The organism is Haemophilus sp. SZY H56, assembly GCF_054332415.1.
Genome location: NZ_JBTGNX010000014.1, coordinates 1 through 22,685 on the forward strand (window position 1 = coordinate 1; position 22,685 = coordinate 22,685).

A 22,685-nucleotide genomic window follows, 5' to 3' on the forward strand; every position below is an offset into this window, starting at 1 on the left:
ATTAAAAGGACTGAGTCCGGTACAATATCGAAAACAATCCTTTAAATAACAGTCTAACTTTTTGGGGTCAGATCAAATTAAACCGCACTTTTTATTTATCAACTTATTATATTATTGCGCAAGTAACACACCTAGCGCGGAATAGAGCGATTGCGCCGCTTCATTTGGTAATGCCTTGCCATCTTCATCAGTGATCACGACCGCACTTTGTTTACCCACTGCGGAGATTTGCATTTGGTAAACCCCTTTTTCTAGATTAGGCGGATTCACACCTAAACGTAACCACTCTTGTTTATCCAATGGTTTATATTTCAATTCACGATGACCACGGCCTGCAGATTCAGATGTTGCTTTAAAGCCTAATTTCGGTAGGGCCGAACCTAAACGTTGCCATGCTTGACCAAAGCTTGCATCCATACCCAATGCCATTCTGCCATTCGTATCAGTAATTAAACCAGATTGGAAAGGTCCTACAGAAGCACTACTTAAATCTTGTTGTTGCTTGTTATAAGCGCTAGTGAGCGCCGAAACAAAACGATTTAAACGATCAGATGCATAGCGCTGCTTATCAGCTTGATTTGGCGTATAAATCACACCATCACGACGCATTTGTTCGACAGAAACCGCTAACGCACTTGCATCTTGCGCCGTAACTTGTTCAATTTTATAACGGATCTCTGTATTGGCTTTATCATCTGCACGACCCGTTGGCGCCCAATCGCTAATTAATACCGCACCATTTAAAGTTGAATTCGTGCCTTCTTCTTTCAATAAACGCTCAATTTGTTTGAGGTTATAAAGCTCTGCTTGTGCATCCGTATAAACAATCAATGCACGTTCGCCATCAAATTGTGTTAAAGAATTTTTAATAATCGCTAATGGGGTTGAAGGCGGACGAATATCCACGCGTTCTTTTTTCGCATTAAGCTGAGGAAGTTCATAAGTCGGATCAGCTTGCGGCAATGTTACCCCACCACTTGCTAAAGGAGAAAAGCTCGGTATTTCACGATCAGAATTTTGATAAGTGTCATTAGCCGTCTGCATTTTTTCTACGCTGTTTGAACATGCCGATAACAATGCTGCTGCGACTAAACTCAGTACGATTTTTTTCATTCCTTCAATCCTTTCAATAAAAAATAATTAGAATAATGACCGCTCTTTGACAAATAAAAGAGCTGAAAGTTTAAAGGGCTGTAAAAACAACCCTTTAATTCATTAAATTAATCCTGCAACTTTTAATGCTTCTTCTACTTTGACTTGCGCGCCTTCGCTTAACACGGTAAGTGGTAAACGTAAGTATGGAGTCTTAATTAAGCCTAAACGATATGCTGCCCATTTGACAGGGATTGGATTTGATTCAATAAATAAATTCTTATGTAAAGGCATTAAACGGGCATTAATTTCTTCTGCTTTCGCAAAATCGCCCGCTAAAGCATAACGACACATTGCCGCCATATCTTTTGCTGCGAGGTTATTCGTCACCGAAATAACACCTTCACCGCCTAATTTCATGGCTTCTAAACCTGTTGCATCATCACCGCTTAACACGATGAAATCTTTACCTGCTAATTCTTTAATAGCAGTAACACGTGAAACATCACCCGTCGCTTCTTTAATGCCCACAATGTTATCAATTTGAGCCAAACGCGCCACGGTTTCAGGTTTCATATCACTACCGGTACGACCTGGTACGTTATAAAGAAGTTGTGGTAGGTCCGTGCATTCTGCAATCGCTTTAAAATGTTGGAACATGCCTTCTTGAGTTGGCTTATTGTAGTAAGGCACAACAGATAAGCAACCCGCTACTCCGCTATCTCGTAGCAATTTTGTCATGACGATGGCTTCACTGGTTGCATTTGCACCTGCGCCGGCAATAATTGGAATGCGCCCTTTTGCAAATTCAACCGCCTTCTCAATTACTCGAACATTTTCATCAATGCTTAAAGTGGCTGCTTCACCCGTTGTTCCCACAGAAACAATCGCATCGGTGCCAGAATTGATATGAAACTCAACAAGTTTTTCTAGCGTTTCAAAATCGATGTGTCCATGATTATCCATTGGTGTCACTAAGGCAACGATACTGCCCGAAAATAAAGGATTTTGCGTAGTCATAAGCACTCCATTTACATCTATTCTATTTTTTAATCATAACATTTGAAAATGCCTAGTTATAATGGCTAAAATAACCCAAATTTACAAATTATTTTTGATATTTTTAAGGATTTTTTATGAAAACATTACAAGTGGGTGACTTAGCACCGCAATTCACCCTTTTAAATCAAGACAATCAGCCAATTTCACTTAGCGACTTTAAAGGTAAAAAAGTACTCGTGTATTTTTATCCAAAAGCCTTAACACCAGGCTGTACAACTCAAGCCTGTGGTTTGCGTGATGCTAAACGTGAGTTAGAAAAATTAGGCGTAGTTATTTTAGGCATCAGTACAGATGCACCCAAAAAACTCGCTCAATTTGTAGAGAAAAAAGCACTCAATTTCACCTTACTTTCCGATGCAGATCACCAGGTTGCCGAGAAATTTGGTGTATGGGGCGAAAAGAAATTCATGGGCCGTGTTTATGATGGTATTCACCGCATTAGCTTTCTCATTGATGAACAAGGCAAAATCCAGCACGTTTTTGATAAATTCAAAACGGGCGAACATCATCAAGTTGTCTTAGATTACCTACAATCCCGTTAAAATACCTCTCAAAAACAACCGCACTTTTCTGATTTATCTCAAAGTGCGGTTAAAAAAACACTCATTTTTTTAATTTATATTTACGCTCTATTTTCCATTTGATAGAATTCACATCTAATTGAAATTCATTCTCGATTCAATTTGTGTTTTTTTTATTACCCATATAAGGACTATCAAATGCTACAACTTTTTGAGTTTTTAGAACAATATAGCGATTACGTGATTATTGGAATTCTACTTCTGATGAGTGTGATCATGCTCACTGCCGTAATTGAGCGTTTTCTCTTTTTAAAGAGTGTGAACGTAGCGAAATATTCCAATATTCACGCACTTGAAATTGATTTAAATCGTAATATGACCGTAATCTCCACTGTTGGTGCTAATGCGCCTTATGTTGGTTTACTCGGTACAGTAATTGGGATTTTATTAACTTTCTACCAAATTGGTCATGGCGATGGCGAAGTCGATGCAGGAGCCATTATGATGCACCTCTCTCTTGCATTAAAAGCAACTGCAATAGGTATTTTAGTCGCGATTCCTTCCATGATGTTCTATAGCGGTTTAGGTCGTAAAGTAGAAGTAAATTGCTTGAAATGGAAAGTATTAAACGCTCAAAAAGATAAGGAATAATCGTGAAAAAATTTGATGAAATCAACATTATTCCTTTCATCGACATTATGTTGGTGTTATTAGCGATAGTGTTGGTCACCGCATCCTTTATTTCCCAAGGGAAAATTAAGGTAAATGTTCCAAAAGCCAGCTCTACGGTCGCATTCAAATCAGATGAATTAACAAAATTATTAACGGTTACGGCTGATAAACAACTTTATTTTAACGATAAGCCCATTTCACAAGAAGCGCTTGAAAAAGAAATTATGAGTTGGAATAAAGACCAAAAAGTAACGTTAAAAATTGATGCTGATGCCTCTTTCCAAGATTTCGTGACCATTACCGATATGTTATCGAAAAATGAAATCAAAAATGTCGCCATTGTTTCCATGAAAGATAAAGGCGCCCCGAGCAAAACGACTCAAGGAAATGAATCAAAAAATACGCCTGAAGTAGGTGGGGTTGCAAGCGGAGGCGTTGGAGTAGGACGTAGTCAATGAACAGCCAACAAACCAAACGATCATTATTAGGTTTGCTTATTTCTTTATTGGTTCATGGTAGCATCCTTGGAGCATTATTTTGGAACTGGCATACGCCACATGAAGCGGCGAGTAATGCCCCAGGTGAAATATCCACGACAATATCAATGGAAATGATTCAAGGGATGAGAGTGGAAGAACCCGCTCCTGAGCCGGAACCCGAGCCTCAACAGGCAGAACCGGAACCTGAAAAACAGGAAGTCGTCGCTGATCCAACGAAGAAACCAGAGCCTGAGAAGAAAAAAGAACCTGAGAAAAAGCCAGAAAAACCAATAGAAAAACCGAAACCAAAACCGAAAGAGAAGCCAAAAGAAAAACCTAAAAATGAGGTAAAAGCAGAGAAAGCGGTGGAAATGCCGAAGAATTTACCGATTGGCGATAAGAATATTAATTCAACGGCTACGGCAAATTCTAAAGCGACGACTACGGGTCAACCTGGAACAAATGGTATTCAAGGTGGTTCTGGTGCCAATACAGATGAACATAATGCCTATCGTGCGGCTATTCGACGTGAAATCGAACGGCATAAGCGATATCCTGCTCGTGCTAAAATGATGCGTAAACAAGGTATTGTTAACGTCAGTTTTAGTGTTGGAGGAGATGGTTCTCTGTCTGGAGAGCGTGTCACTAAATCTTCTGGTGATGAAAGCTTAGATAATGCAGCACTTGAAGCTGTAAGAAGTGCGAGACCTGTCGGTCCAAAACCTGCTGGATTTGCGTCTTCAGTAAACGTGCCAATTAGTTTCACCATTCAATAAATAAAAAGGCGAACATCATGTTCGCCTTTCTTTTTGCTAATTTTAATTAGCCCATACCGTATTTTTTCAATTTCTTACGCAATGTACCACGGTTGATACCGAGCATATTAGCTGCACGGGTTTGGTTACCGCGGGTGTATTGCATAATCATATCTAACATCGGGTGTTCAACTTCCGCTAATACTAATTCGTAAAGATCATTCACATCTTGACCATCTAATTGTGATAAGTAATTGCGTAAAGCTTGTTTTACTGAATCACGTAATGGTTTGTTTGTTACTTGTGATTGAGAGTTTAAAACTGAAACGGTTAACGCTTCAGACGGACTACGTTGTTGTTCTAACATTTTTCTTTATCCAAAATTGAATTTAAAAAATCTTCCAGCACAATTAACTGCTCTTTCGGTTCATTAATTGCGTTAAAAGTCTGTCTAAAAACGGAATCGGGTTGAATTCCCTGTAAATACCAAGCAACGTGTTTGCGGGCTATTCGATAGCCTTTTTGCTCGCCATAGAACTGATGGAGTTCCTGAATATGACGCAAAATATGACCGCACTTTTCACGCAAACTTGGTGTTTGAATTATCGAATCATGTTCCACTAAAGCCTCAACGGCTTGAAAAAGCCATGGATTGCCTAGTGCGGCACGACCGATCATTATTGCATCAGCACCTGTATACTCAAGTACCTTTTTCGCTTTCGAGGCAGAATCAATATCACCATTCGCAATGACTGGAATTGAAATTGATTGTTTCACTGCTCGAATATTGTCGTATTCCGCTTCACCTTCAAATAAGCATTCTTTCGTCCGCCCGTGAATGGTTAAAGCCTGAATACCAGATTGTTCTGCAATTTTGCCGATTTGCACACAGTTTCGATTTGCTTTATCCCAACCAGTGCGAATTTTTAACGTCACAGGCACATCAACGGCATTCACGACTTCTTTTAAAATTTTTTCCACTAAATCGGGAAATTGAAGAAGTGCAGAGCCCGCCAGCTTTCGATTCACTTTCTTTGCGGGACAGCCCATATTGATGTCGATAATTTCAGCGCCATAGGCTACATTAATTGCTGCAGCTTGGGCCATTTCTAAAGGATCAGAACCTGCGATTTGCACCGCATTTAATCCTAGCTCTTCACTATGTGCTAAACGAAGTTTCGATTTCTCTGTATGCCAAACTTGTGGATTAGTAGACATCATCTCTGAAAACGTTAATCCCGCGCCGTAATGGGCACATAAACGTCGAAAAGGTTGATCCGTAATACCTGCCATTGGCGCCAATAAAATACGATTTTTTAATTCGTAAGAACCAATTCGCATTTATATTATCCTCAATGACAAATTCTAATCTCTCGTAAATCTGGCAACAACAGTCACCGACAAGGGCGGCTATATTACGCAAATTTGCTTTTTTTTGCAAAGGGAAATTTGTTCAAAAAACGCACTTTTTTAATTGACAAAATTCGATCTGCATAGTATCACGCCTATAAAACCTTTTTTAATACGATATTTTTTATATTGAAAAAAGTTGTTGAAAGCATCCTTTCTATAAACTCAATTACTATTGCGCTTAAATATGAAACAATCAATAAATTAATTAAAATAAATATTGAATATTTAGGTGAATAAATAAACTCTCCAGCAAAATGATAGCAATAAAATGAATGAACAAGCCAAATTATTAAACATTTCCTACCTATATCAGCTATAATCTTACGAAAAATTAATGGCGTAATTCTGTAAAGCGTTTTTATTAAAAAAATCATTAATGGTATAAGAAACACCATACTTTCAAATCCAAAATTATTCATTCCATAGTTCATAATAAGATAGAACACTATAGATAACAGTAAGGAAAAAATAATGTTAGAGTTAAATTTACTTAAATTAGTGGATAATACACCAAAAATAAATCCAATAATATAGGCAATAGCCCACCAGAAGAAGTGGCCAATTATCCCATTACCAGACATATTGTGGATAATAATCGCCATTGCAAATAGTGAGACTAAATGATGACGAAGTTTATGTAATAGCGGTGTAATTAATACTAATAAGATATAAGGAAATAGAAACCACCACTCTTCATTATAATTGGAATGAAATCCTATTGCATTCATTAATATAGATTTTGAATTTAGATCCGATATTACATTTTCAACATGGAAATAAATATCAATAGGAATATAAATTAAAAAAACAATAAAAACTTTTCGATATATTGAAACTATTTTAGTTGTATAATATTGCATAGGTTTATCCTTTAAAAAAGAATAACCATAGCCGCTTATAAATAAAAATATAGCAACACAATATTTTCCCCACCAACCTAACGACACCTCAAATTGATTATCACCAAAGAGCCAGATAATTTCAGCCGATTTAGGGATACGATCAGCAAATGGGAAAAGATGATGAATTAACATCAGAATAACGGCGCAGCCTTTTATATACAAAGACTCATCTTTTGTTATAAATTCCCGTGTTATATTATTCAAAATATTCTCCCAATAAAGAACTAGTTCGAAGAATTTGACGTTATGGCTAACTTACCTGTAATACGACACCATTCTTCTTTTACGGCAACAGGATCTAAATCAAACGATTGCGCATAAGCATCGCATACCGATTGCGCTTGCGTTTCTAAAATGCCTGATAATCCAAGATCACCACCCTCTTTCACTAATTGAGATATAATCGGGTAAAGTTCTTTTAATGGTCCAGCCAGAATATTTGCCACAACAACATCTGCTTTTAAATCAGCAAGTTTATCATCGGATAAGAAAAGTTGCAGACGATCTACAACACCATTCTGTTCCGCATTATTACGACTGGCAAGAATCGCTTGTGGATCGATATCAATACCAATTGCATTTTTAGCCCCTAATTTAAGGGCTGCAATGGCAAGAATTCCTGAGCCACAGCCAAAATCGATGACGGTTTTGTCTGTTAAATCCAAGCCATCTAACCACTCTAAACAAAGTGCAGTTGTCGGGTGGGTCCCTGTCCCGAAAGCTAAACCAGGATCAAGCATCACATTAACCGCATTTTGATCCGGCACTTCACGCCAGCTTGGGCAAATCCATAAACGTTGACCAAATTGCATTGGGTGGAAGTTATCCATCCATTCACGTTCCCAGTCTTTATCCTCGATTTGCTCAATTTTGTAAGCAGTATGTTCATCTAAATGATGTGCTTGTTTAAGCAAACTCACAATTTCATTCATATCGGTTTCAGCATCAAACAATGCAATCACATCCGTATTTCCCCACAAACGTGTTTCGCCTGGAAGTGGTTCAAAAATCGGCGTATCTTGGCTATCCATAAATGTGACCGAAATTGAGCCAATTTCTTCTAAAAAGTCGCTAATTTTCTCGGCTTTTTCATTTGTACTATTTAAGCGAATTTGAATCCACGCCATCTTCTTTTCCTTTTAATTAATTTCTTTGTGTAACCATCTGGGTAATAAACTTACGCCCAGGGCTGAAACCACAATAATGATAATCCCAAGCGCTGAAACAAGTGAAACCTCTTCGTTGAGTAATAATACTGCCAAAAAGACACCAAAAATCGGCTCAAGTGCGGTCAAAATTCCCGAGATTTTTGCATCCACTGAATTTAAGCCTTTATTCCATAACCAAAAAGCAAACCAACTACATGCTACGCCGAGATAAATCAAACCGAAGAAACCAAGCCAGTTAAAATGGATATCCCAGTTTTCCGTCAGCAATAAAGTAAATGGCAGCATGGTGATGCTTGCTAACACAATCGAAATGGATGTATAGGCTTGTGCTGAAACCGTTACCACCACTTTTTTCGTCCAACGCAAGCAACAAGCAAACACAATACTTGCCGCCACCACTAAGGAGCAACCCAATAAGCTAATTTCACTTACGCCTTCATTGCCCTGCCCGCCTAGAATTAAAATGGCCACGCCTAAAAAAGCAAAAGCCCCACACACCCAATGATACCATTTGGCACGATCTTGAAAGAAAAAATGTCCTACAAAAATCACACATAATGGCTCTAATCCAATCATGGTCGTTGCGCTCGCCGCGCTCGTATATTTTAAACCAATAAATTGCAGCAAAAAGGTCGCGGTATAATTGAAAAAACCTAGCCACCAAAGCTGTTTTCGTATCGGTTTAGACACGCCTTTCCAACGACGAAAAAAAAGTGGCATCACAATAATCGCCGCCATTAATAAACGAGCTTGGATCATCAAAATGGTGTCCATCATTGTAAAGGTGTATTTAGCGGCAACAAAGGCACTACTCCAAATAAACAATGCTAGGATTTGATAAACCATAAAGTGCGGTCCATTTTTACTGTTTTTTTTGCGCCGAATTGGTTACCCAAGATGAAAGCAATCAAGCCAAATACAAGTGCAGGCACAATCGCATTAAACCCCAATAATTTGATGCCAAATTGAGTCAGCAGCACATAACTGCTTAATCCCACCACCATTGAGCTTATTGCCCCTGCTGCATTTGCTTTATCCCAATAAATGCCTAATACAATCACCCAAAGGAATGCCGCTTCTAATCCCCCGAAAGCAAATAAATTCAACCAAATAATCATATCAGGTGGATTGAGAGCAGCGAGAATTAACAACGCCGATAAAATCAGTGTAATGACCGATGAAATACGGCTAATTCGTTTTTCATTCTTCGCGGCTTCAGGTTTGCTTGCAAGATATAAGTCTTTCACAAAAATTGAGGAGGATTGAATGAGTTGCGCATCAACTGTGGACATAATCGCCGACATCGGCGCGGCTAAGAAAATCCCTGCAACAATAGGAGGAAGCACTTCCAACATTAAGGTTGGAATGACTTTATCTGACACCGTTAAATCTGGCACAACGGCACGCCCTAAAGCGCCCGCCAAATGCATCCCTAACATAATGACTGAAAGGACAATCGTACCAATGAGCATGCCTCGATGTAAGGCTTTACTATCTTTGAAAGCCATACAACGCACGGCTGTATGTGGTAAACCAACCACACCGAAACAGACTAGGATCCAAAACGATGCCATAAATTGAAAATCGAGCATCTCATTCGGGCCGTAAGGACTCACTAAACTCGGATCAATTTCAGTTAATTTATTGACCGCACTTTCTACGCCACCAAGATGGTAAATAACGCCCACTAATAGCACGATTGTGCCAAAAATCATTACCGTACCTTGAATCGTATCAGTTAATACGACGGCTCGGAAACCACCAATAAACGTATAAATGCCAACCGTTAAGGCAAAAATAAGTAAGGCGTGAGTATAAGGAATCCCTATCGTGGTTTCGAGCAATCTTGCTCCACCAATAAATTGCACAACCATAGCAGCAAAGAAGGCAAGCAACAATGCTAGACTGGAAATCCAAACGAGATATTTATTTTTATAACGATAGAGAAATAAATCATTGATAGTAAGCGCATTGGTTTCGCGAGAAAGTAATGCAAACTTTTTGCCCAATGCACCTAAGGCTAACCACACAGCCGGCACTTGGATCATGGCGAGTAATACCCAACCCAGCCCGTATTTATAGGCAGCCCCTGGTCCACCAACAAAAGAACTGGCACTGGCATAAGTGGAAGCCGTTGTCATCGCAAGGACAAAGCCCGTCATTGAGCGATTTCCCACATAATATTCAGTCAAAAAATCACCTTTTACGCGTTTGGTATAAGCAAATAATGCGGCGCCGAAAATAAAAGCTAAATAGATAATTAATGGAAGAATAATACCTAAATTCATTATTTATTCTCCTTTGGCTCAACATCTAGTGGAATATCTAAAAAGACAATTTTGACAATCCAATACCCAATGACGACAAACAAAATAGGTAAATAAATGCAGGATAATTCAAACCACAACGGAAAACCTATTGGCCCAGGCGAGTCCTTAGGTAAATAAGCACAAACACACCATCCTATGACATAAAGAATAGCTAAACCTAATGCCCAACGCGCCTCCTTAGCGGCTTGTTTATAACGTTGTGATAAATCCATAATTACCTCCAGTTAGAAAGTCTTACCCATTTCTAAGAAAATACGATTTTTATCATAGCGATAAAATAGGTGATTACTTGACACTTTTTGATAAGACCATGTAATTTTAGGCGTGATTCCTAAAAAGTAAAGATCACGATGCCATAATGTTACTGCTGATTGATATTCATTATTTTTCTGACGAATATTAAATAAATCAGCACCTTTATAAATTCTACGTGCATACGCAAGGGAAACTCGGGTTGAAATCCCCCATCCCCACTCTTGCCCCCAACCTAAACGGAGGTTTTTACGTTGATAAGCATTGTCTTCATCTCGCGTATTTTCACGATTATAATCAGCACCTATGAACCAAAATTGACCACTCTTAGGAAAATAAGATAACGTATTCGACCAAAGATAATTATTACCATTCAAGTGTTTACGAGTGTTATAACGCTGTTCACCATATTCAAGTGCGGTTGAAATTTGCCACTTTTCATTCAGCCAATAAGTTAAATCTAAACGAGCACCTGAATTCTTCGAATACTGCTTCATTGACTCACTCCCTGATGAGCCTCCTGCATACCATCTTCTTTCTGTAAATGGCATTAATGACATCTCGAAACGCGCTGTTTGGTAGCCTAATCCAGCGCCGATTCTAGCATTCAATTCATTATATTTTTTGTTATCCCAGTAATATTTTCCATAGCTCTCAATAGCAAATTTAACGAAATAACTGCGTGGTAGTGACCATTTTTTCTCTGCATCCGCAAAATAAGAAAAACCTGTGGCACTTTCGCGCGCCCAGGCATTCCAATTTCCAATGCGAGTGCCTGCTTTTGGTGCATTGTTAATATTACTTTCGTTTAAGAAACTCAGACCACCCTGAAACTTCCACTGATCTCGGCGATTAAGCGCCGAAAGATATTGGTCGATCATGACGATAGACTAAGGTGAAACTTGTTCAGCTCTCAGTTTTTGGAATTGATCTTTGGCCGCCTCATTATCATTGTTTAAAAAGAGTGCCTGTGCTAACTGATAACGCAATGGCAGAATGGTCGAATCTTGAGAAAATAGAGTACGATAACGAGTTACCGCCTCCGAAAAACGACCATTTTCACGAGCATTAATTGCATTTGCCCACTCAAGTAAAAATGGATCTTGTTTTGGCAAATTTTGATACAACGGCAGTAATAGTTGAACGACGTCACCGTTATTTTGCAACACTGCAGGAATCAATCCACGTACGATCAAATCAGGGTGTTTTGCTAATTCTTCTTTCGTCATAGAAAGTGTATGTTTATCATCACGTTTTTCTGGAATTTGTGGCTTTTGAGTGGATAAGTCAGGTTTCGCAAGCTGAAGCTGATCATCAAACCGCTCATCCCGAGGTTGAGGAGACTTCTCTAGTGCAAAAGAGAATGAACTAAGCAATAATGAAGAGCTTAAAAATAAAATAAGTTTAGATTGTGAAGTCATTTTTTATTCCTATAAAGAAAAATAAAGCAAGCCAAAGGCTTGCTTTAAAATTTACAAAAATTTTCTAATTTTTTCTAGCACCAAAAACACCAAATTTATCATTTCCTTGATAAGTTCCAGCCACTTCGTCTGCATCTTTTCCATAGAAGCCACCTTCAACCTGAACACCTTGGCTATTTATTCCACTAAATTGATTGCCTTGAATTTTGGCAGATAAGGAAACATCATCAAAATGTAGATGAGGAGGAAGAGCGCCTCCAGCAATATCATTTGATACGAGGACATCATTAAAACCTGTTTTCGCTAAAGAAATTGTTCCATTTAGTGTTTTATCTGCAAAATTTGCAGTAAGTCTGGCTGATGATAAGAAATATCCCTCTTTTTTAGCTGCCTCTAAATGACTACCATATCCAGTATAATTGACTATACCTGATTGAGGCATTTCTGTTGTTGGATTTACACCGAATGCAACATGATAATAAGAGTTCAGCGAAGGATCTGTAAATGTACCCCAACGAATGTTCTTATAGTTTTTACCGCTAACACTACGTTGCGATTTAGGAGAAAACTCCTCTAGCAGTTCTTTTGCATTAATTCCAATGAATCCGGGACGTTCATAATACCCTGATGGAATAATTTCAATTTCTTGACCTTCAACATTAACGAGATTCACATTATTGTCATCATGTATTTGTCTTTCAATTGTAGTAATTACTCCATTCTCTTTGTTAACTTCAAATCCTACTCGACTAAGCACAATTTGTTCTTCATTTTTTGGTTGTTCAGCTGGTTTTACTAGCTCACTTGGTTTTACTAGCTCAGCTGGTTTCACTGTCTCAGCTGGCTTTACTGGCTCAGCTGGTTTTACTGGCTCAGCTGGTTTTACTGTCTCAACTGGTTTCACTTGCTCAGCTGGTTTCACTGTCTCAGCGGATTTCACTGTCTCAGCGGATTTCACTGTCTCAGCGGATTTCACTGTCTCAGCGGGTTTCACTGTCTCAGCTGGTTTTACTAGCTCAGCTGATTTTACTAGCTCAGCTGGTTTTACTGGCTCAGCTGTTTTTACTGGCTCAACTGGTTTTACTGACTCAGCCGGTTTTACTAGCTCAGCTGGTTTTACTAGCTCAGCTGGTTTTACTGGCTCAGGTGTTTTTGCTTGATCAGCTGGTTGAGTATTGCTACCACCACTACTTCCACAGGCAGCTAACGTTACAGTTGCAAGAATTATTAAACTTAATTTAGAGAGATTAAATTTCATTGTTTTTCCTTAGGTAAAAATAAATAGGTACACATTATAAAGAGATTTAAAATATCTTTTCAAAGAAAATATATTAATTATCAAAAGATATAAAAATGGCTAACTTACGTTAGCCGTTTCATGTTAATCATACATCCCTAATTTCTTCTCTAAATAGTGGATATTCGCACCACCTTTTTGGAAGTTTTCATCTTCAAGAATGAGTTCATGAAGTGGGATATTTGTTTTGATACCATCAATGATCGTCTCAGATAATGCATTTTGCATACGACGGATTGCGACATCACGCGTATCACCGTATGTGATTAATTTTGCGATCATAGAATCGTAGTGTGGTGGAACGGTATAACCAGCATATACATGAGAATCCCAACGAACCCCTAAACCACCTGGTGAGTGCAAGTGAGCAACTTTACCTGGAGATGGTAAGAATGTTTTTGGATCTTCTGCATTGATACGACATTCAATTGCATGACCTTTCACTTTGATATCTTCTTGTTTATAAGAAAGTGGTAAACCAGCTGCAATGCGCAATTGTTCTTTCACTAAATCTACACCGGTAATCATTTCTGTTACTGGGTGCTCTACTTGAATACGGGTATTCATTTCAATGAAATAGAATTCACCATTTTCATACAAGAATTCAAACGTACCTGCACCGCGATAGCCAATTTCAACACAAGCATTCGCACAACGAGTGCCGATGTCACGACGAACTTCTTCTGTAATACCCGGCGCAGGTGCTTCTTCCACGACTTTTTGGTGACGACGTTGCATAGAACAATCCCGTTCTGCAAGATAGATTGCATTACCGTGTGTATCCGCTAAAACTTGAATTTCAATATGGCGTGGATTTTCTAAATATTTTTCCATGTAAACCATATCATTGTTAAACGCGGCTTTTGCTTCAGCTTTTGTCATCGCAATAGATTCTTCAAGTGCATCTTCGCTACGAACGACACGCATACCACGACCACCGCCACCGCCAGATGCCTTGATAATAATTGGATAGCCAATACGTTTTGCAATTTCTTTATTTTTTGCGATATCGCTGCCTACTGGACCATCTGAACCCGGTACACAAGGCACGCCCGCTTTTTTCATTGCTTTAATTGCAGAAACTTTATCCCCCATCAAACGAATGACGTCTGCAGTTGGGCCAATAAAAATAAAACCAGAACGCTCAACTTGCTCTGCAAAATCTGCGTTTTCAGAAAGGAAACCATAACCAGGGTGAATCGCATCCGCACCGGTTACTTCTGCTGCGGCAATAATGGCAGGGATATTTAAATAACTTTTTACAGATGGCGCAGGTCCGATACAAACTGTTTCATCTGCAAGTAATACGTGTTTTAAATCACGATCGGCGGTAGAGTGAACCGCCACAGTTTTAATGCCTAATTCTTTACAGGCACGCAAAATACGCAGTGCAATTTCACCACGGTTAGCAATCACAACTTTTTCTAACATAACAATTTCCACTTGGGTGAAAAAATGGCGAGAAAGCTCGCCATTTCAGATTGATAGGGATTATTCGATAACGATTAATGGTTGATCAAATTCAACCGCTTCGCCATCATTCACTAAGATTGCTTTAACCACACCAGCTTTGTCTGCTTCGATACGATTCATCATTTTCATTGCTTCAACGATACAAAGTGCATCGCCTACTTTGACTGTTTGTCCCACTTCAACGAAAGCTTTCGCTTCTGGACTTGGGCTACGATAGAACGTACCTACCATTGGTGAACGCACTTGGTGGCCAGAAACTTCAGCGACTGGCGCTTCAGCAGGTGCAGCTGCCGCTGGAGCAGCTGCAGGAGCCGCAACGGGTGCGACAGGCGCCGCTGCATATTGAATTGCAGCAGGTACAACAGCTGGTGCCGCACGACTAATACGTACTGTACCTTCTTCTTCTTGCACTTCTAATTCAGTGATACCCGATTCTTCTACTAATTCAATCAGTTTTTTGATTTTACGAATGTCCATACGCTCTTCCTAAAAATAATAATGAATTGTTAACCGCACTTTCAGAATTGATTTCTAAAGTACGGTCATTTTGAAACCTGTTTTTGTGTCGGCAAGATTACCGCAAAATCACGCACTTTGCGATAAATTTCTGCGAAAATCTGTAAATTTTGTGAAATTTTATGCTTTTTTATTTAAAAAATCTAACGCAAATTGAAGAGCAAACTCATAACCTTTCGCACCTAAGCCACAAACCACCCCTTCAGCCACATCACTAAAGTAAGAATGGTGACGGAATGGCTCGCGCTTATGTACATTAGACAAATGGATTTCAACAAATGGAATTGACACAGCAAGCAAGGCATCACGCAATGCAACACTGGTATGCGTATAAGCCGCAGGGTTAATTAAAATAAAATCCACTTTCTGAAAACTTTGATGAATCTTATCGATTAACTTTTCTTCGCTATTTGCTTGAAAGCACGCCAAATTCACATCATACTGCGCCGCAAGTTTTACCATATTTTCTTCAATGGCAGATAACGAAAGCGAACCATAATGTTTCGGTTCCCTTGCCCCCAACATATTTAAGTTTGGGCCATTTAACAGCAAAATATTAAATTTTTTTGACATTTTCACATCCTTTAACTTGTGCGAATTATAGCGATTTTTTGTGTAATGGTGGTCGTATCTCTAGACGATTTTGGTAATAAATTCTGAATTTAAATCAATTAGCGGTAAATCTGAGCCTGGCCACGCACGTAATACTTGATGTTGCATTAAATTTAACGTATCTAATCCTGGCGTCACATTGGGTGTATATTGTGCCGCGATACGAGCGAGTTGCGTTAATCCAAGGCTACTTTCAATGCTCGAGCTAATCACTGCTTTTATGCCTAAATAATGTGCTTGTGCGATCAGCTTTTGACAATCTTGTAGCGAACCAACCAGTGTTGGTTTAATCACAATGGCACTTAAGTGTGGTTCTTTTTCTAAAAGGAAGCCTGGCTCACGCACACTTTCATCCCAAGCAATATTAATGCCTGTTTGAGCTGCAAACTGACGGCTTTCTTCACGAGTTTTACAAGGTTCTTCCAGAAATTGAATACGAGAACGATGTTGCAGTTTTACTTTCTCCGCAAATTTTAAGGCTTTTTCTAAAGTCCATTGACGATTCGCATCTAGACGTAATTGCAAATCAGGAATGGCTTCCAAAAACATGTCGGCAATTAAACCATCACGATTCGTTTCATACATGCCGACTTTGATTTTAGCGACTTTGTCACCTGGCATTTGATTCAATTCTGAATATAACTCATCAGGATCACCATAGCACAAAGGTGCAGTGTGATAGTTACCTTCCTCATTTAAATAACGTTTCATCTCATCCATCGCCGTGCTAATACCGAAGGCAACAGAAGGATAACAACCGTCAAGGGGGACTCTTGGTGCTTCGCAGCTTGCATGACACCAATTCGTCAGCCATTCAATGGCTTGCTCTTGCGCTTGTTCGATGGTTTCTTCGCTAAACCCAGGCAAAGGTGCAATTTCGCCCCAGCCATCACGGCTGCAAGCAACACGTACAATCAAACCTTCTCGACGTTTCAAAAAGCGTCCACGTAAAATTAATTGGCTGTCGACGGGAATAGAATAACGATAAAGATTAAATGATTTGGTTTTCATCTTGTTCTCCTTGATAGCAAAAGTGCGGTTAAAAATAATTTTTTAACCGCACTTCCCTTATTTAAAAGGCACGTGTTTCATAAATAATTTACGCTTTAATCTTATAATTTCTTTTCTTATTCTTTCAACCACTGAAAATTTTGTCTGATTTTCATGAACTAAATCTCTACCTTTTTGCAAGCTGCTTTCAAAAGGTTTATCTGGATTCACAACAAAATCTTGTACACAAATACCGGGTGAAAGCTGTACCACGTTGTAATCCTTTAAATTTAAAAAATCCTCAAAGATAAGAGAATCAATTGCAATTTCAAGCGGTTTATTTTTTACCTGTTTGAGAAGGTATTTCGCACCTTTTGCCATGACTGTATAACCTGCAGTTCCTGACTGCTTAAATGTGATAGGATAAATCTTTCTATGACACTTTACTACTTTAGGCCTACGAAATACCATTTTTCCATTAGCCTCAAGCTTTAGCACATCAACATCATCAGGCAAATAATCAATCTCTAATAACTTCTTCGCATTCTCACCTAAGTGAATATCATCTTCAAAAATATTGATATAATCTAAATTATTTTCTACTGCCAGATCCCATAACGCAATATGACTTAATGCACAACCAATTTCACCATCCGATAATTTGGCGTTTGGTGACCTATCTAAAGTAATATTAAATTTCTTTGCAACATCCTCAATACGATCTGGTGTGACCGCATCAAAAAATGAAAAAGGGATTTTTTGCTGACCAAATTCTTGTTCAATATGTTTGCGACGTTTAGTTTCTTTGATTAAACTAATCACATAATTATATTGTTTTTCGCAACCCATAAAAATATTTTCCAAATAGCAATAAAGATTTCAATATATTTTCAAAAGTGCAGTTAAAAACACACTGATTTTGAACCGCACTTTTTATGTTCAAATTAAGGATTACGTCTGAATTTGCTGAAGTCTGGTGCGCGTTTTTCGTTAAATGCGTTACGCCCTTCTTGACCTTCTTCAGTCATATAGAACAACATGGTTGCATTACCCGCGAGTTCTTGTAAACCTGATTGACCATCACAGTCCGCATTCAATGCAGCTTTCAAGCAACGTAACGCAATTGGGCTGTTACGTAACATTTCACGGCACCAACGCACGGTTTCTTTTTCTAAATCAGCATAAGGCACGACAGTATTCACTAAGCCCATATCTAATGCTTCTTGCGCATTATATTGACGGCATAAGAACCAAATTTCGCGTGCTTTTTTCTGACCCACTAAACGCGCCATATAGCTTGCACCCCAGCCACCGTCAAATGAACCTACTTTAGGACCAGTTTGACCAAAGATTGCATTGTCTGCTGCAATGGTTAGATCACATAACATATGAAGTACGTGGCCACCACCAATTGCGTAACCTGCCACCATTGCTACAACTGGTTTTGGACAAGTACGAATATCGCGTTGGAAATCCAATACATTTAAATGATGCACACCGCTTTCATCTTTATAGCCGCCGTAGTCACCACGAATTTTTTGGTCACCACCAGAACAGAATGCTTTTTCGCCTTCACCGGTTAATACAATCACGCCAATTTTTTCATCGAAACGAGCGTTAGAAAAAGCATGGATCATTTCTTTAACTGTTTGCGGTCGAAATGCGTTACGCACTTCTGGACGGTTAATAGTAATTTTTGCAATACCATCAGTCGATTTGTGGAAACGAATATCAGTGTAACCTTCGCTATGATCAACCCACTCAACTGGTGCATATAAAACATCATCTTTTGGATTTTGCATTGTTCTTTCCTTTATAAGTGTAAAAAGTGCGGTCATTATAACGGAAGTTTTTTACTTCGGGAAAGAAAATCACGTCGCTATTAGATAATCACTTTACAATCAGATTGTTGTTGCTAAAATTTTGGCAATCTAGATATTATAAGGAAATTTAAGTGAGAAAATTTATTATTTTCGGCGCAACTGTACTCTTAAGTGCTTGTGGTTTATTTGGCCCATCACAATCGCCGATCCCCGCAGAATTTGCACAAGCGGATTACCTCCTTTCAGATGTGAATGCGAAAACATGGGCAACGTCAAGTAAACAAGCTGAACAATGTATCTATCCGAATTTGACCCGAATTCAACAACAACACTTCGCTAAAGAAGATAGCTACATTCATTCCCAATATGTCTTTTTCTATCCGTTAGAAAAAATCATCGGGGAAAACTATGTGAAAATGATTCAAAAAGATGAAAAATCAATGAATTACGCAACTTATCAATTTAAGAAATTCCGTACAGAAGTCGGGGATGTTGACTCGTTAGATCCTAAAGCATGTCAAATCTTACGAACTCAAGCCAAAGAAGATTTAGATGTCGTAAAAGGTCAATATATAAATGGCATGGTAGATGAAACCAAAAATGACGATGGTACATTGAAGAAAACGGGTGATGGTATTGCCACCAATCAAAACAAATTCTTCTTTGATATTATTAAATGGGGTTCAGCTCTCCTCCTTTAGTAATTTCACTCTTCACGATCAAAATCAATTAAATGCACGATTCGGATGGAAAATCGTGCATTTTTTATTGCCCAATTACAAATCTTCAAAAACTAATACCTTTATTAATGAATTTAACTTACAATGGAAGATAATAATTATCATTAATAATGAGGTAAATATGATTATTTCATCCGCAAACGATTATCGTCAAGTTGCTAAACGTAAGGTTCCTCCATTTATGTTTCATTATGCTGATGGTGGCTCTTATTCCGAACATACACTTACACGTAATGTAAGTGATCTATCTAACATAGCATTACGGCAACGTGTGCTCAATGATATGTCTCAATTAAATACTGAAATTGAATTATTCGGTGAAAAGCTTTCTATGCCGTTAGTATTGGCTCCTGTAGGTGCATGTGGTATGTACGCAAGTCGTGGTGAAGTTCAAGCTGCAAAAGCTGCCGATAATAAAGGTATTCCATTTACGCTTTCAACTGTGTCAATTTGTCCAATTGAAGAAGTAGCTCCAACACTCAAACGTTCCATGTGGTTCCAACTTTATGTTCTAAAAGATCGAGGCTTTATGAAAAATGCGCTCGAACGAGCAAAAGCAGCAGGTTGTAAGACATTGGTCTTTACTGTAGATATGCCAACCCCTGGTGCACGTTATCGTGATATGCATTCAGGCATGAGTGGCGAATATAAATGGCTTCGTCGAACATTACAAGGTTTCACTCATCCATTATGGTCTTACGATATGCTCATGAAGGGGCGTCCATTTACATTAGGTAATGTTTCTCAATATATGGGTAAACCGGTAGGGTTAGATGATTACATTGGTTGGTTAACTGACAACTTCGACCCTTCTATTTCGTGGAAAGATTTAGAATGGATACGTGATTATTGGGATGGTGCTATGGTTATCAAAGGTATTTTAGATGCTGAAGATGCTAAAGATGCTGTTCGCTTTGGTGCTGATGGGATCGTGGTATCCAACCATGGAGGTAGACAACTAGATGGTACGCCATCAACAGCTCAAGCTTTACCTTATGTCGCTGATGCAGTCAAAGGTAATATAAAAATTCTTGCAGATAGTGGTATTCGTAATGGATTAGATGTAGTACGTATGATCGCATTAGGTGCTGATGCTACTATGATTGGTCGTTCTTTTGTATATGCTCTTGGAGCAGATGGTCAACGTGGCGTAGAGAATATGCTCGATATATTTCATAAAGAAATGCGTGTAGCAATGACACTAACAAGCAATAAGAATATCACAGATATTACTCGTGATGCTTTGGTGGATTTCAGCAAATAAATTTTAAATTTCATAATCTAAAATCATTTAACAGCGTGAATATTTTACGCTGTTTTTATTTTATTAGAAAACGATTGCGATCAAAAAAAGCTTATCTTTTCAGGAAAAAAGAAAAATAGTCGTTTTAATCCGATCCATTTTCCGTTAGTCTATCCAGAATTACTTTTTACAAGGAGAAAACATCATGACAACGCTTTTTGATATTGCACAAAACTGGTTAAACCAAGATCCTGATGCAGAAACTCATGCAGAATTAACCGCACTTTTAACCGCGGCGAAAAATGGTGATAAAAAAGCACAATCTGAATTACAAGCTCGCTTTAGTAGCCGTTTACAATTTGGTACTGCAGGGCTTCGTGGACCATTACAAGCAGGCCCTATGGGGATGAACCGTGTTTTAGTAGCACAAGCAGCAGGTGGTTTAGCGGATTATTTAAAAGATTACGACAAACAACCTTCTATCGTGATTGGTTACGACGGTCGTAAAAACTCTGATGTTTTCGCACGTGATACCGCTGAAATCATGGCGGGGGCAGGCGTTAAAGCTTATTTACTTCCACGTAAATTACCCACTCCAGTATTAGCTTACGCAATTCAATATTTTGATACCACAGCAGGTGTTATGGTGACAGCAAGTCACAACCCACCAGAAGATAACGGTTATAAAGTGTATTTAGGCAAAGCGAACGGCGGTGGCCAAATCGTTTCGCCTGCAGATAAAGATATCGCTGCATTAATCGACAAAGTCGCAGTGGGTAATGTAAAAGATTTACCTCGTAGCCAAGATTATGTTGTGTTAGATGATGAAGTAGTTAACGCTTATATTGAAAAAACGGCTTCTCTTGCTAAAGAACCTAAAGCAGACATTAACTACGTTTATACCGCAATGCACGGTGTAGGCTATGAAGTATTAAGCAAAACCTTAACCAAAGCAGGTCTTCCACAACCTCATATTGTGGCAGAACAAGTATGGCCAGATGGCACATTCCCAACAGTAAACTTCCCTAACCCAGAAGAAAAAGGGGCATTAGATTTAGCCATTAAAGTGGCAAAAGAACACAATGCGGAATTCATTATTGCCAATGACCCTGATGCAGACCGTTTAGCAGTAGCTGTTCCAGATGCACAAGGTAACTGGAAACCTTTACACGGCAACGTAGTAGGTTGTTTCTTAGGTTGGTATTTAGCAAAACAATATCATGCAAAAGGTGAGAAAGGCGTATTAGCGTGTTCTTTAGTGTCCTCTCCAGCGCTTGCTGAAATTGCGAAAAAATACGGCTTCCAATCAGAAGAAACCTTAACCGGTTTCAAATACATCGGTAAAGTTCAAGGCTTATTATTCGGTTTCGAAGAAGCGCTTGGTTACTTAGTTGACCCAGATAAAGTACGCGATAAAGACGGTATTTCAGCGGCGATCGTATTCTTAGATTTAGTGCGTCACTTAAAAGCACAAGGTAAAACCTTAGCGGATTATGCCAATGACTTCACACAAGAATTCGGTGCTTATGTAAGTGGTCAAATTTCTATCCGTGTAAGCGATTTATCTGAAATCGGTAAATTAATGACCGCACTTCGTAACACGCCTCCAGCTGAAGTAGGTGGTGTTAAAGTGGCACAATTCATCGACCACACTAAAACTGATCGCCAAAGCGACATCCTTGTATTCGTATTAGAAAACGGTAGCCGCTTAATCGCTCGTCCATCTGGTACTGAGCCGAAAATCAAGTTCTACCTTGATGCTCGCGGTAAAGATCCAAAAGACGCGGATCAAGTTTTAGCACAATTTGATGAAGGCGTTCGTCAAATCCTTCGTCAAGATGCTTACGGCAAACAGGATTGCTAATTGAGCAAACTATTAAATAATAAAAAACGCTAGGTTTGATGCCTAGCGTTTTATTTTTG

23 protein-coding genes and 1 pseudogene are annotated in these 22,685 nt (G+C 38.8%); 7 read left to right on the plus strand and 17 right to left on the minus strand.

What is annotated here, in order from left to right; translation table 11 throughout:
• Positions 1–111: 111 nt before the first annotated feature.
• Together bamC and dapA are read right to left on the minus strand one after the other, a co-directional pair.
• Complete coding sequence (gene bamC, locus ACXVWP_RS09650) at positions 112–1,113, minus strand: outer membrane protein assembly factor BamC (RefSeq protein WP_289901593.1); 1,002 nt, start codon at positions 1,111–1,113, stop codon at positions 112–114.
• A gap of 102 nt (positions 1,114–1,215) precedes the next feature.
• A complete protein-coding gene (dapA, locus tag ACXVWP_RS09655; protein WP_297569038.1) occupies positions 1,216–2,112 on the minus strand; it encodes a 4-hydroxy-tetrahydrodipicolinate synthase in 897 nt (298 codons plus the stop codon).
• 116 nt (positions 2,113–2,228) lie between these two features.
• Between dapA and bcp the strand changes: the two genes are divergently transcribed.
• The 4 genes from bcp to ACXVWP_RS09675 all read left to right on the plus strand — a co-directional run bounded on the left by bcp (position 2,229) and on the right by ACXVWP_RS09675 (position 4,602).
• Positions 2,229–2,696 (plus strand): thioredoxin-dependent thiol peroxidase, encoded by a 468-nt coding sequence (gene bcp, locus ACXVWP_RS09660; RefSeq protein ID WP_289901595.1) that lies wholly within the window; start codon positions 2,229–2,231, stop codon positions 2,694–2,696.
• Between the two features lie 177 nt (positions 2,697–2,873).
• A complete protein-coding gene (gene exbB / locus ACXVWP_RS09665; RefSeq protein ID WP_297569041.1) occupies positions 2,874–3,326 on the plus strand; it encodes a TonB-system energizer ExbB in 453 nt (150 codons plus the stop codon).
• 2 nt (positions 3,327–3,328) lie between these two features.
• On the plus strand, positions 3,329–3,805 hold the full coding sequence (gene exbD / locus ACXVWP_RS09670; RefSeq protein WP_014064738.1) for a TonB system transport protein ExbD: 477 nt from the start codon (positions 3,329–3,331) through the stop codon (positions 3,803–3,805).
• Positions 3,802–4,602 carry an energy transducer TonB family protein gene (locus ACXVWP_RS09675; RefSeq protein WP_297569045.1) on the plus strand — a complete coding sequence of 267 codons (801 nt, stop codon included), beginning with the start codon at positions 3,802–3,804 and terminating at the stop codon, positions 4,600–4,602. The genes exbD and ACXVWP_RS09675 overlap by 4 nt, the downstream gene beginning before the upstream one ends.
• Before the next feature lie 46 nt (positions 4,603–4,648).
• Here ACXVWP_RS09675 and fis read toward each other — a convergent pair whose 3' ends face one another.
• The 15 genes and pseudogenes from fis to menB all read right to left on the minus strand — a co-directional run bounded on the left by fis (position 4,649) and on the right by menB (position 18,758).
• Positions 4,649–4,948 carry a DNA-binding transcriptional regulator Fis gene (gene fis, locus ACXVWP_RS09680; protein WP_005696908.1) on the minus strand — a complete coding sequence of 100 codons (300 nt, stop codon included), beginning with the start codon at positions 4,946–4,948 and terminating at the stop codon, positions 4,649–4,651.
• On the minus strand, positions 4,942–5,922 hold the full coding sequence (gene dusB / locus ACXVWP_RS09685; protein ID WP_049368236.1) for a tRNA dihydrouridine synthase DusB: 981 nt from the start codon (positions 5,920–5,922) through the stop codon (positions 4,942–4,944). The genes fis and dusB overlap by 7 nt, the downstream gene beginning before the upstream one ends.
• 164 nt (positions 5,923–6,086) lie before the next feature.
• The gene (locus tag ACXVWP_RS09690) at positions 6,087–7,100 is read right to left on the minus strand and encodes an acyltransferase family protein (protein WP_289901599.1); all 1,014 of its coding nucleotides are present in this window, start codon (positions 7,098–7,100) and stop codon (positions 6,087–6,089) included.
• Positions 7,101–7,120: 20 nt separating this feature from the next.
• A complete protein-coding gene (prmA, locus tag ACXVWP_RS09695; protein ID WP_289901600.1) occupies positions 7,121–8,023 on the minus strand; it encodes a 50S ribosomal protein L11 methyltransferase in 903 nt (300 codons plus the stop codon).
• Positions 8,024–8,035: 12 nt separating this feature from the next.
• Positions 8,036–8,911 (minus strand): DMT family transporter, encoded by an 876-nt coding sequence (locus ACXVWP_RS09700; protein WP_289901601.1) that lies wholly within the window; start codon positions 8,909–8,911, stop codon positions 8,036–8,038.
• Positions 8,893–10,353 carry a sodium/pantothenate symporter gene (panF, locus tag ACXVWP_RS09705; protein ID WP_289901602.1) on the minus strand — a complete coding sequence of 487 codons (1,461 nt, stop codon included), beginning with the start codon at positions 10,351–10,353 and terminating at the stop codon, positions 8,893–8,895. Before panF ends, ACXVWP_RS09700 begins: the two co-directional genes overlap by 19 nt.
• Positions 10,353–10,607, minus strand: a complete 255-nt coding sequence (locus ACXVWP_RS09710) for a YhdT family protein (protein WP_049356072.1) — start codon at positions 10,605–10,607, stop codon at positions 10,353–10,355. Before ACXVWP_RS09710 ends, panF begins: the two co-directional genes overlap by 1 nt.
• 12 nt (positions 10,608–10,619) lie before the next feature.
• Positions 10,620–12,068, minus strand: a pseudogene (locus ACXVWP_RS09715) (surface lipoprotein assembly modifier).
• A gap of 64 nt (positions 12,069–12,132) precedes the next feature.
• Positions 12,133–13,326: a transferrin-binding protein-like solute binding protein gene (locus tag ACXVWP_RS09720; RefSeq protein ID WP_297569051.1), complete on the minus strand. Its 1,194-nt coding sequence runs from the start codon at positions 13,324–13,326 to the stop codon at positions 12,133–12,135.
• A gap of 123 nt (positions 13,327–13,449) precedes the next feature.
• The gene (gene accC / locus ACXVWP_RS09725; protein WP_289901604.1) at positions 13,450–14,796 is read right to left on the minus strand and encodes an acetyl-CoA carboxylase biotin carboxylase subunit; all 1,347 of its coding nucleotides are present in this window, start codon (positions 14,794–14,796) and stop codon (positions 13,450–13,452) included.
• Between the two features lie 60 nt (positions 14,797–14,856).
• Positions 14,857–15,315 (minus strand): acetyl-CoA carboxylase biotin carboxyl carrier protein, encoded by a 459-nt coding sequence (accB, locus tag ACXVWP_RS09730; RefSeq protein ID WP_049356078.1) that lies wholly within the window; start codon positions 15,313–15,315, stop codon positions 14,857–14,859.
• A gap of 159 nt (positions 15,316–15,474) precedes the next feature.
• The gene (aroQ, locus tag ACXVWP_RS09735) at positions 15,475–15,927 is read right to left on the minus strand and encodes a type II 3-dehydroquinate dehydratase (protein ID WP_049356080.1); all 453 of its coding nucleotides are present in this window, start codon (positions 15,925–15,927) and stop codon (positions 15,475–15,477) included.
• Positions 15,928–15,987: 60 nt separating this feature from the next.
• The gene (menC, locus tag ACXVWP_RS09740) at positions 15,988–16,977 is read right to left on the minus strand and encodes an o-succinylbenzoate synthase (protein ID WP_289901606.1); all 990 of its coding nucleotides are present in this window, start codon (positions 16,975–16,977) and stop codon (positions 15,988–15,990) included.
• Between the two features lie 57 nt (positions 16,978–17,034).
• On the minus strand, positions 17,035–17,805 hold the full coding sequence (locus ACXVWP_RS09745; RefSeq protein ID WP_080969746.1) for a glycosyltransferase family 25 protein: 771 nt from the start codon (positions 17,803–17,805) through the stop codon (positions 17,035–17,037).
• A 95-nt stretch (positions 17,806–17,900) separates the two neighbouring features.
• On the minus strand, positions 17,901–18,758 hold the full coding sequence (gene menB / locus ACXVWP_RS09750; protein ID WP_005698319.1) for a 1,4-dihydroxy-2-naphthoyl-CoA synthase: 858 nt from the start codon (positions 18,756–18,758) through the stop codon (positions 17,901–17,903).
• A gap of 152 nt (positions 18,759–18,910) precedes the next feature.
• Here menB and ACXVWP_RS09755 point away from each other — a divergent pair, with 152 nt between their 5' ends.
• The 3 genes from ACXVWP_RS09755 (at position 18,911) to ACXVWP_RS09765 (ending at position 22,626) form a co-directional block, all read left to right on the plus strand.
• Positions 18,911–19,480 (plus strand): DUF5358 domain-containing protein, encoded by a 570-nt coding sequence (locus ACXVWP_RS09755; RefSeq protein ID WP_289901607.1) that lies wholly within the window; start codon positions 18,911–18,913, stop codon positions 19,478–19,480.
• A gap of 160 nt (positions 19,481–19,640) precedes the next feature.
• Positions 19,641–20,783 carry an FMN-dependent L-lactate dehydrogenase LldD gene (lldD, locus tag ACXVWP_RS09760; protein WP_049356086.1) on the plus strand — a complete coding sequence of 381 codons (1,143 nt, stop codon included), beginning with the start codon at positions 19,641–19,643 and terminating at the stop codon, positions 20,781–20,783.
• Between the two features lie 184 nt (positions 20,784–20,967).
• The gene (locus tag ACXVWP_RS09765; RefSeq protein ID WP_289901608.1) at positions 20,968–22,626 is read left to right on the plus strand and encodes a phospho-sugar mutase; all 1,659 of its coding nucleotides are present in this window, start codon (positions 20,968–20,970) and stop codon (positions 22,624–22,626) included.
• Positions 22,627–22,685: the final 59 nt, after the last annotated feature.

Bases quoted from the DNA above. Each gene is read 5' to 3' on its own strand.
- exbB (WP_297569041.1), top strand. From the start codon at position 2,874: ATGCTACAACTTTTTGAGTTTTTAGAACAATATAGCGATTACGTGATT.
- dapA (WP_297569038.1), bottom strand. From the start codon at position 2,112: ATGACTACGCAAAATCCTTTATTTTCGGGCAGTATCGTTGCCTTAGTG.
- menC (WP_289901606.1), bottom strand. From the start codon at position 16,977: ATGAAAACCAAATCATTTAATCTTTATCGTTATTCTATTCCCGTCGAC.
- panF (WP_289901602.1), bottom strand. From the start codon at position 10,353: ATGAATTTAGGTATTATTCTTCCATTAATTATCTATTTAGCTTTTATT.
- ACXVWP_RS09765 (WP_289901608.1), top strand. From the start codon at position 20,968: ATGACAACGCTTTTTGATATTGCACAAAACTGGTTAAACCAAGATCCT.
- bcp (WP_289901595.1), top strand. From the start codon at position 2,229: ATGAAAACATTACAAGTGGGTGACTTAGCACCGCAATTCACCCTTTTA.
- fis (WP_005696908.1), bottom strand. From the start codon at position 4,948: ATGTTAGAACAACAACGTAGTCCGTCTGAAGCGTTAACCGTTTCAGTT.
- dusB (WP_049368236.1), bottom strand. From the start codon at position 5,922: ATGCGAATTGGTTCTTACGAATTAAAAAATCGTATTTTATTGGCGCCA.
- ACXVWP_RS09720 (WP_297569051.1), bottom strand. From the start codon at position 13,326: ATGAAATTTAATCTCTCTAAATTAAGTTTAATAATTCTTGCAACTGTA.
- ACXVWP_RS09710 (WP_049356072.1), bottom strand. From the start codon at position 10,607: ATGGATTTATCACAACGTTATAAACAAGCCGCTAAGGAGGCGCGTTGG.
- bamC (WP_289901593.1), bottom strand. From the start codon at position 1,113: ATGAAAAAAATCGTACTGAGTTTAGTCGCAGCAGCATTGTTATCGGCA.
- ACXVWP_RS09700 (WP_289901601.1), bottom strand. From the start codon at position 8,911: ATGGTTTATCAAATCCTAGCATTGTTTATTTGGAGTAGTGCCTTTGTT.
- ACXVWP_RS09745 (WP_080969746.1), bottom strand. From the start codon at position 17,805: ATGGGTTGCGAAAAACAATATAATTATGTGATTAGTTTAATCAAAGAA.
- lldD (WP_049356086.1), top strand. From the start codon at position 19,641: ATGATTATTTCATCCGCAAACGATTATCGTCAAGTTGCTAAACGTAAG.
- aroQ (WP_049356080.1), bottom strand. From the start codon at position 15,927: ATGTCAAAAAAATTTAATATTTTGCTGTTAAATGGCCCAAACTTAAAT.
- ACXVWP_RS09675 (WP_297569045.1), top strand. From the start codon at position 3,802: ATGAACAGCCAACAAACCAAACGATCATTATTAGGTTTGCTTATTTCT.
- accC (WP_289901604.1), bottom strand. From the start codon at position 14,796: ATGTTAGAAAAAGTTGTGATTGCTAACCGTGGTGAAATTGCACTGCGT.
- prmA (WP_289901600.1), bottom strand. From the start codon at position 8,023: ATGGCGTGGATTCAAATTCGCTTAAATAGTACAAATGAAAAAGCCGAG.
- accB (WP_049356078.1), bottom strand. From the start codon at position 15,315: ATGGACATTCGTAAAATCAAAAAACTGATTGAATTAGTAGAAGAATCG.
- menB (WP_005698319.1), bottom strand. From the start codon at position 18,758: ATGCAAAATCCAAAAGATGATGTTTTATATGCACCAGTTGAGTGGGTT.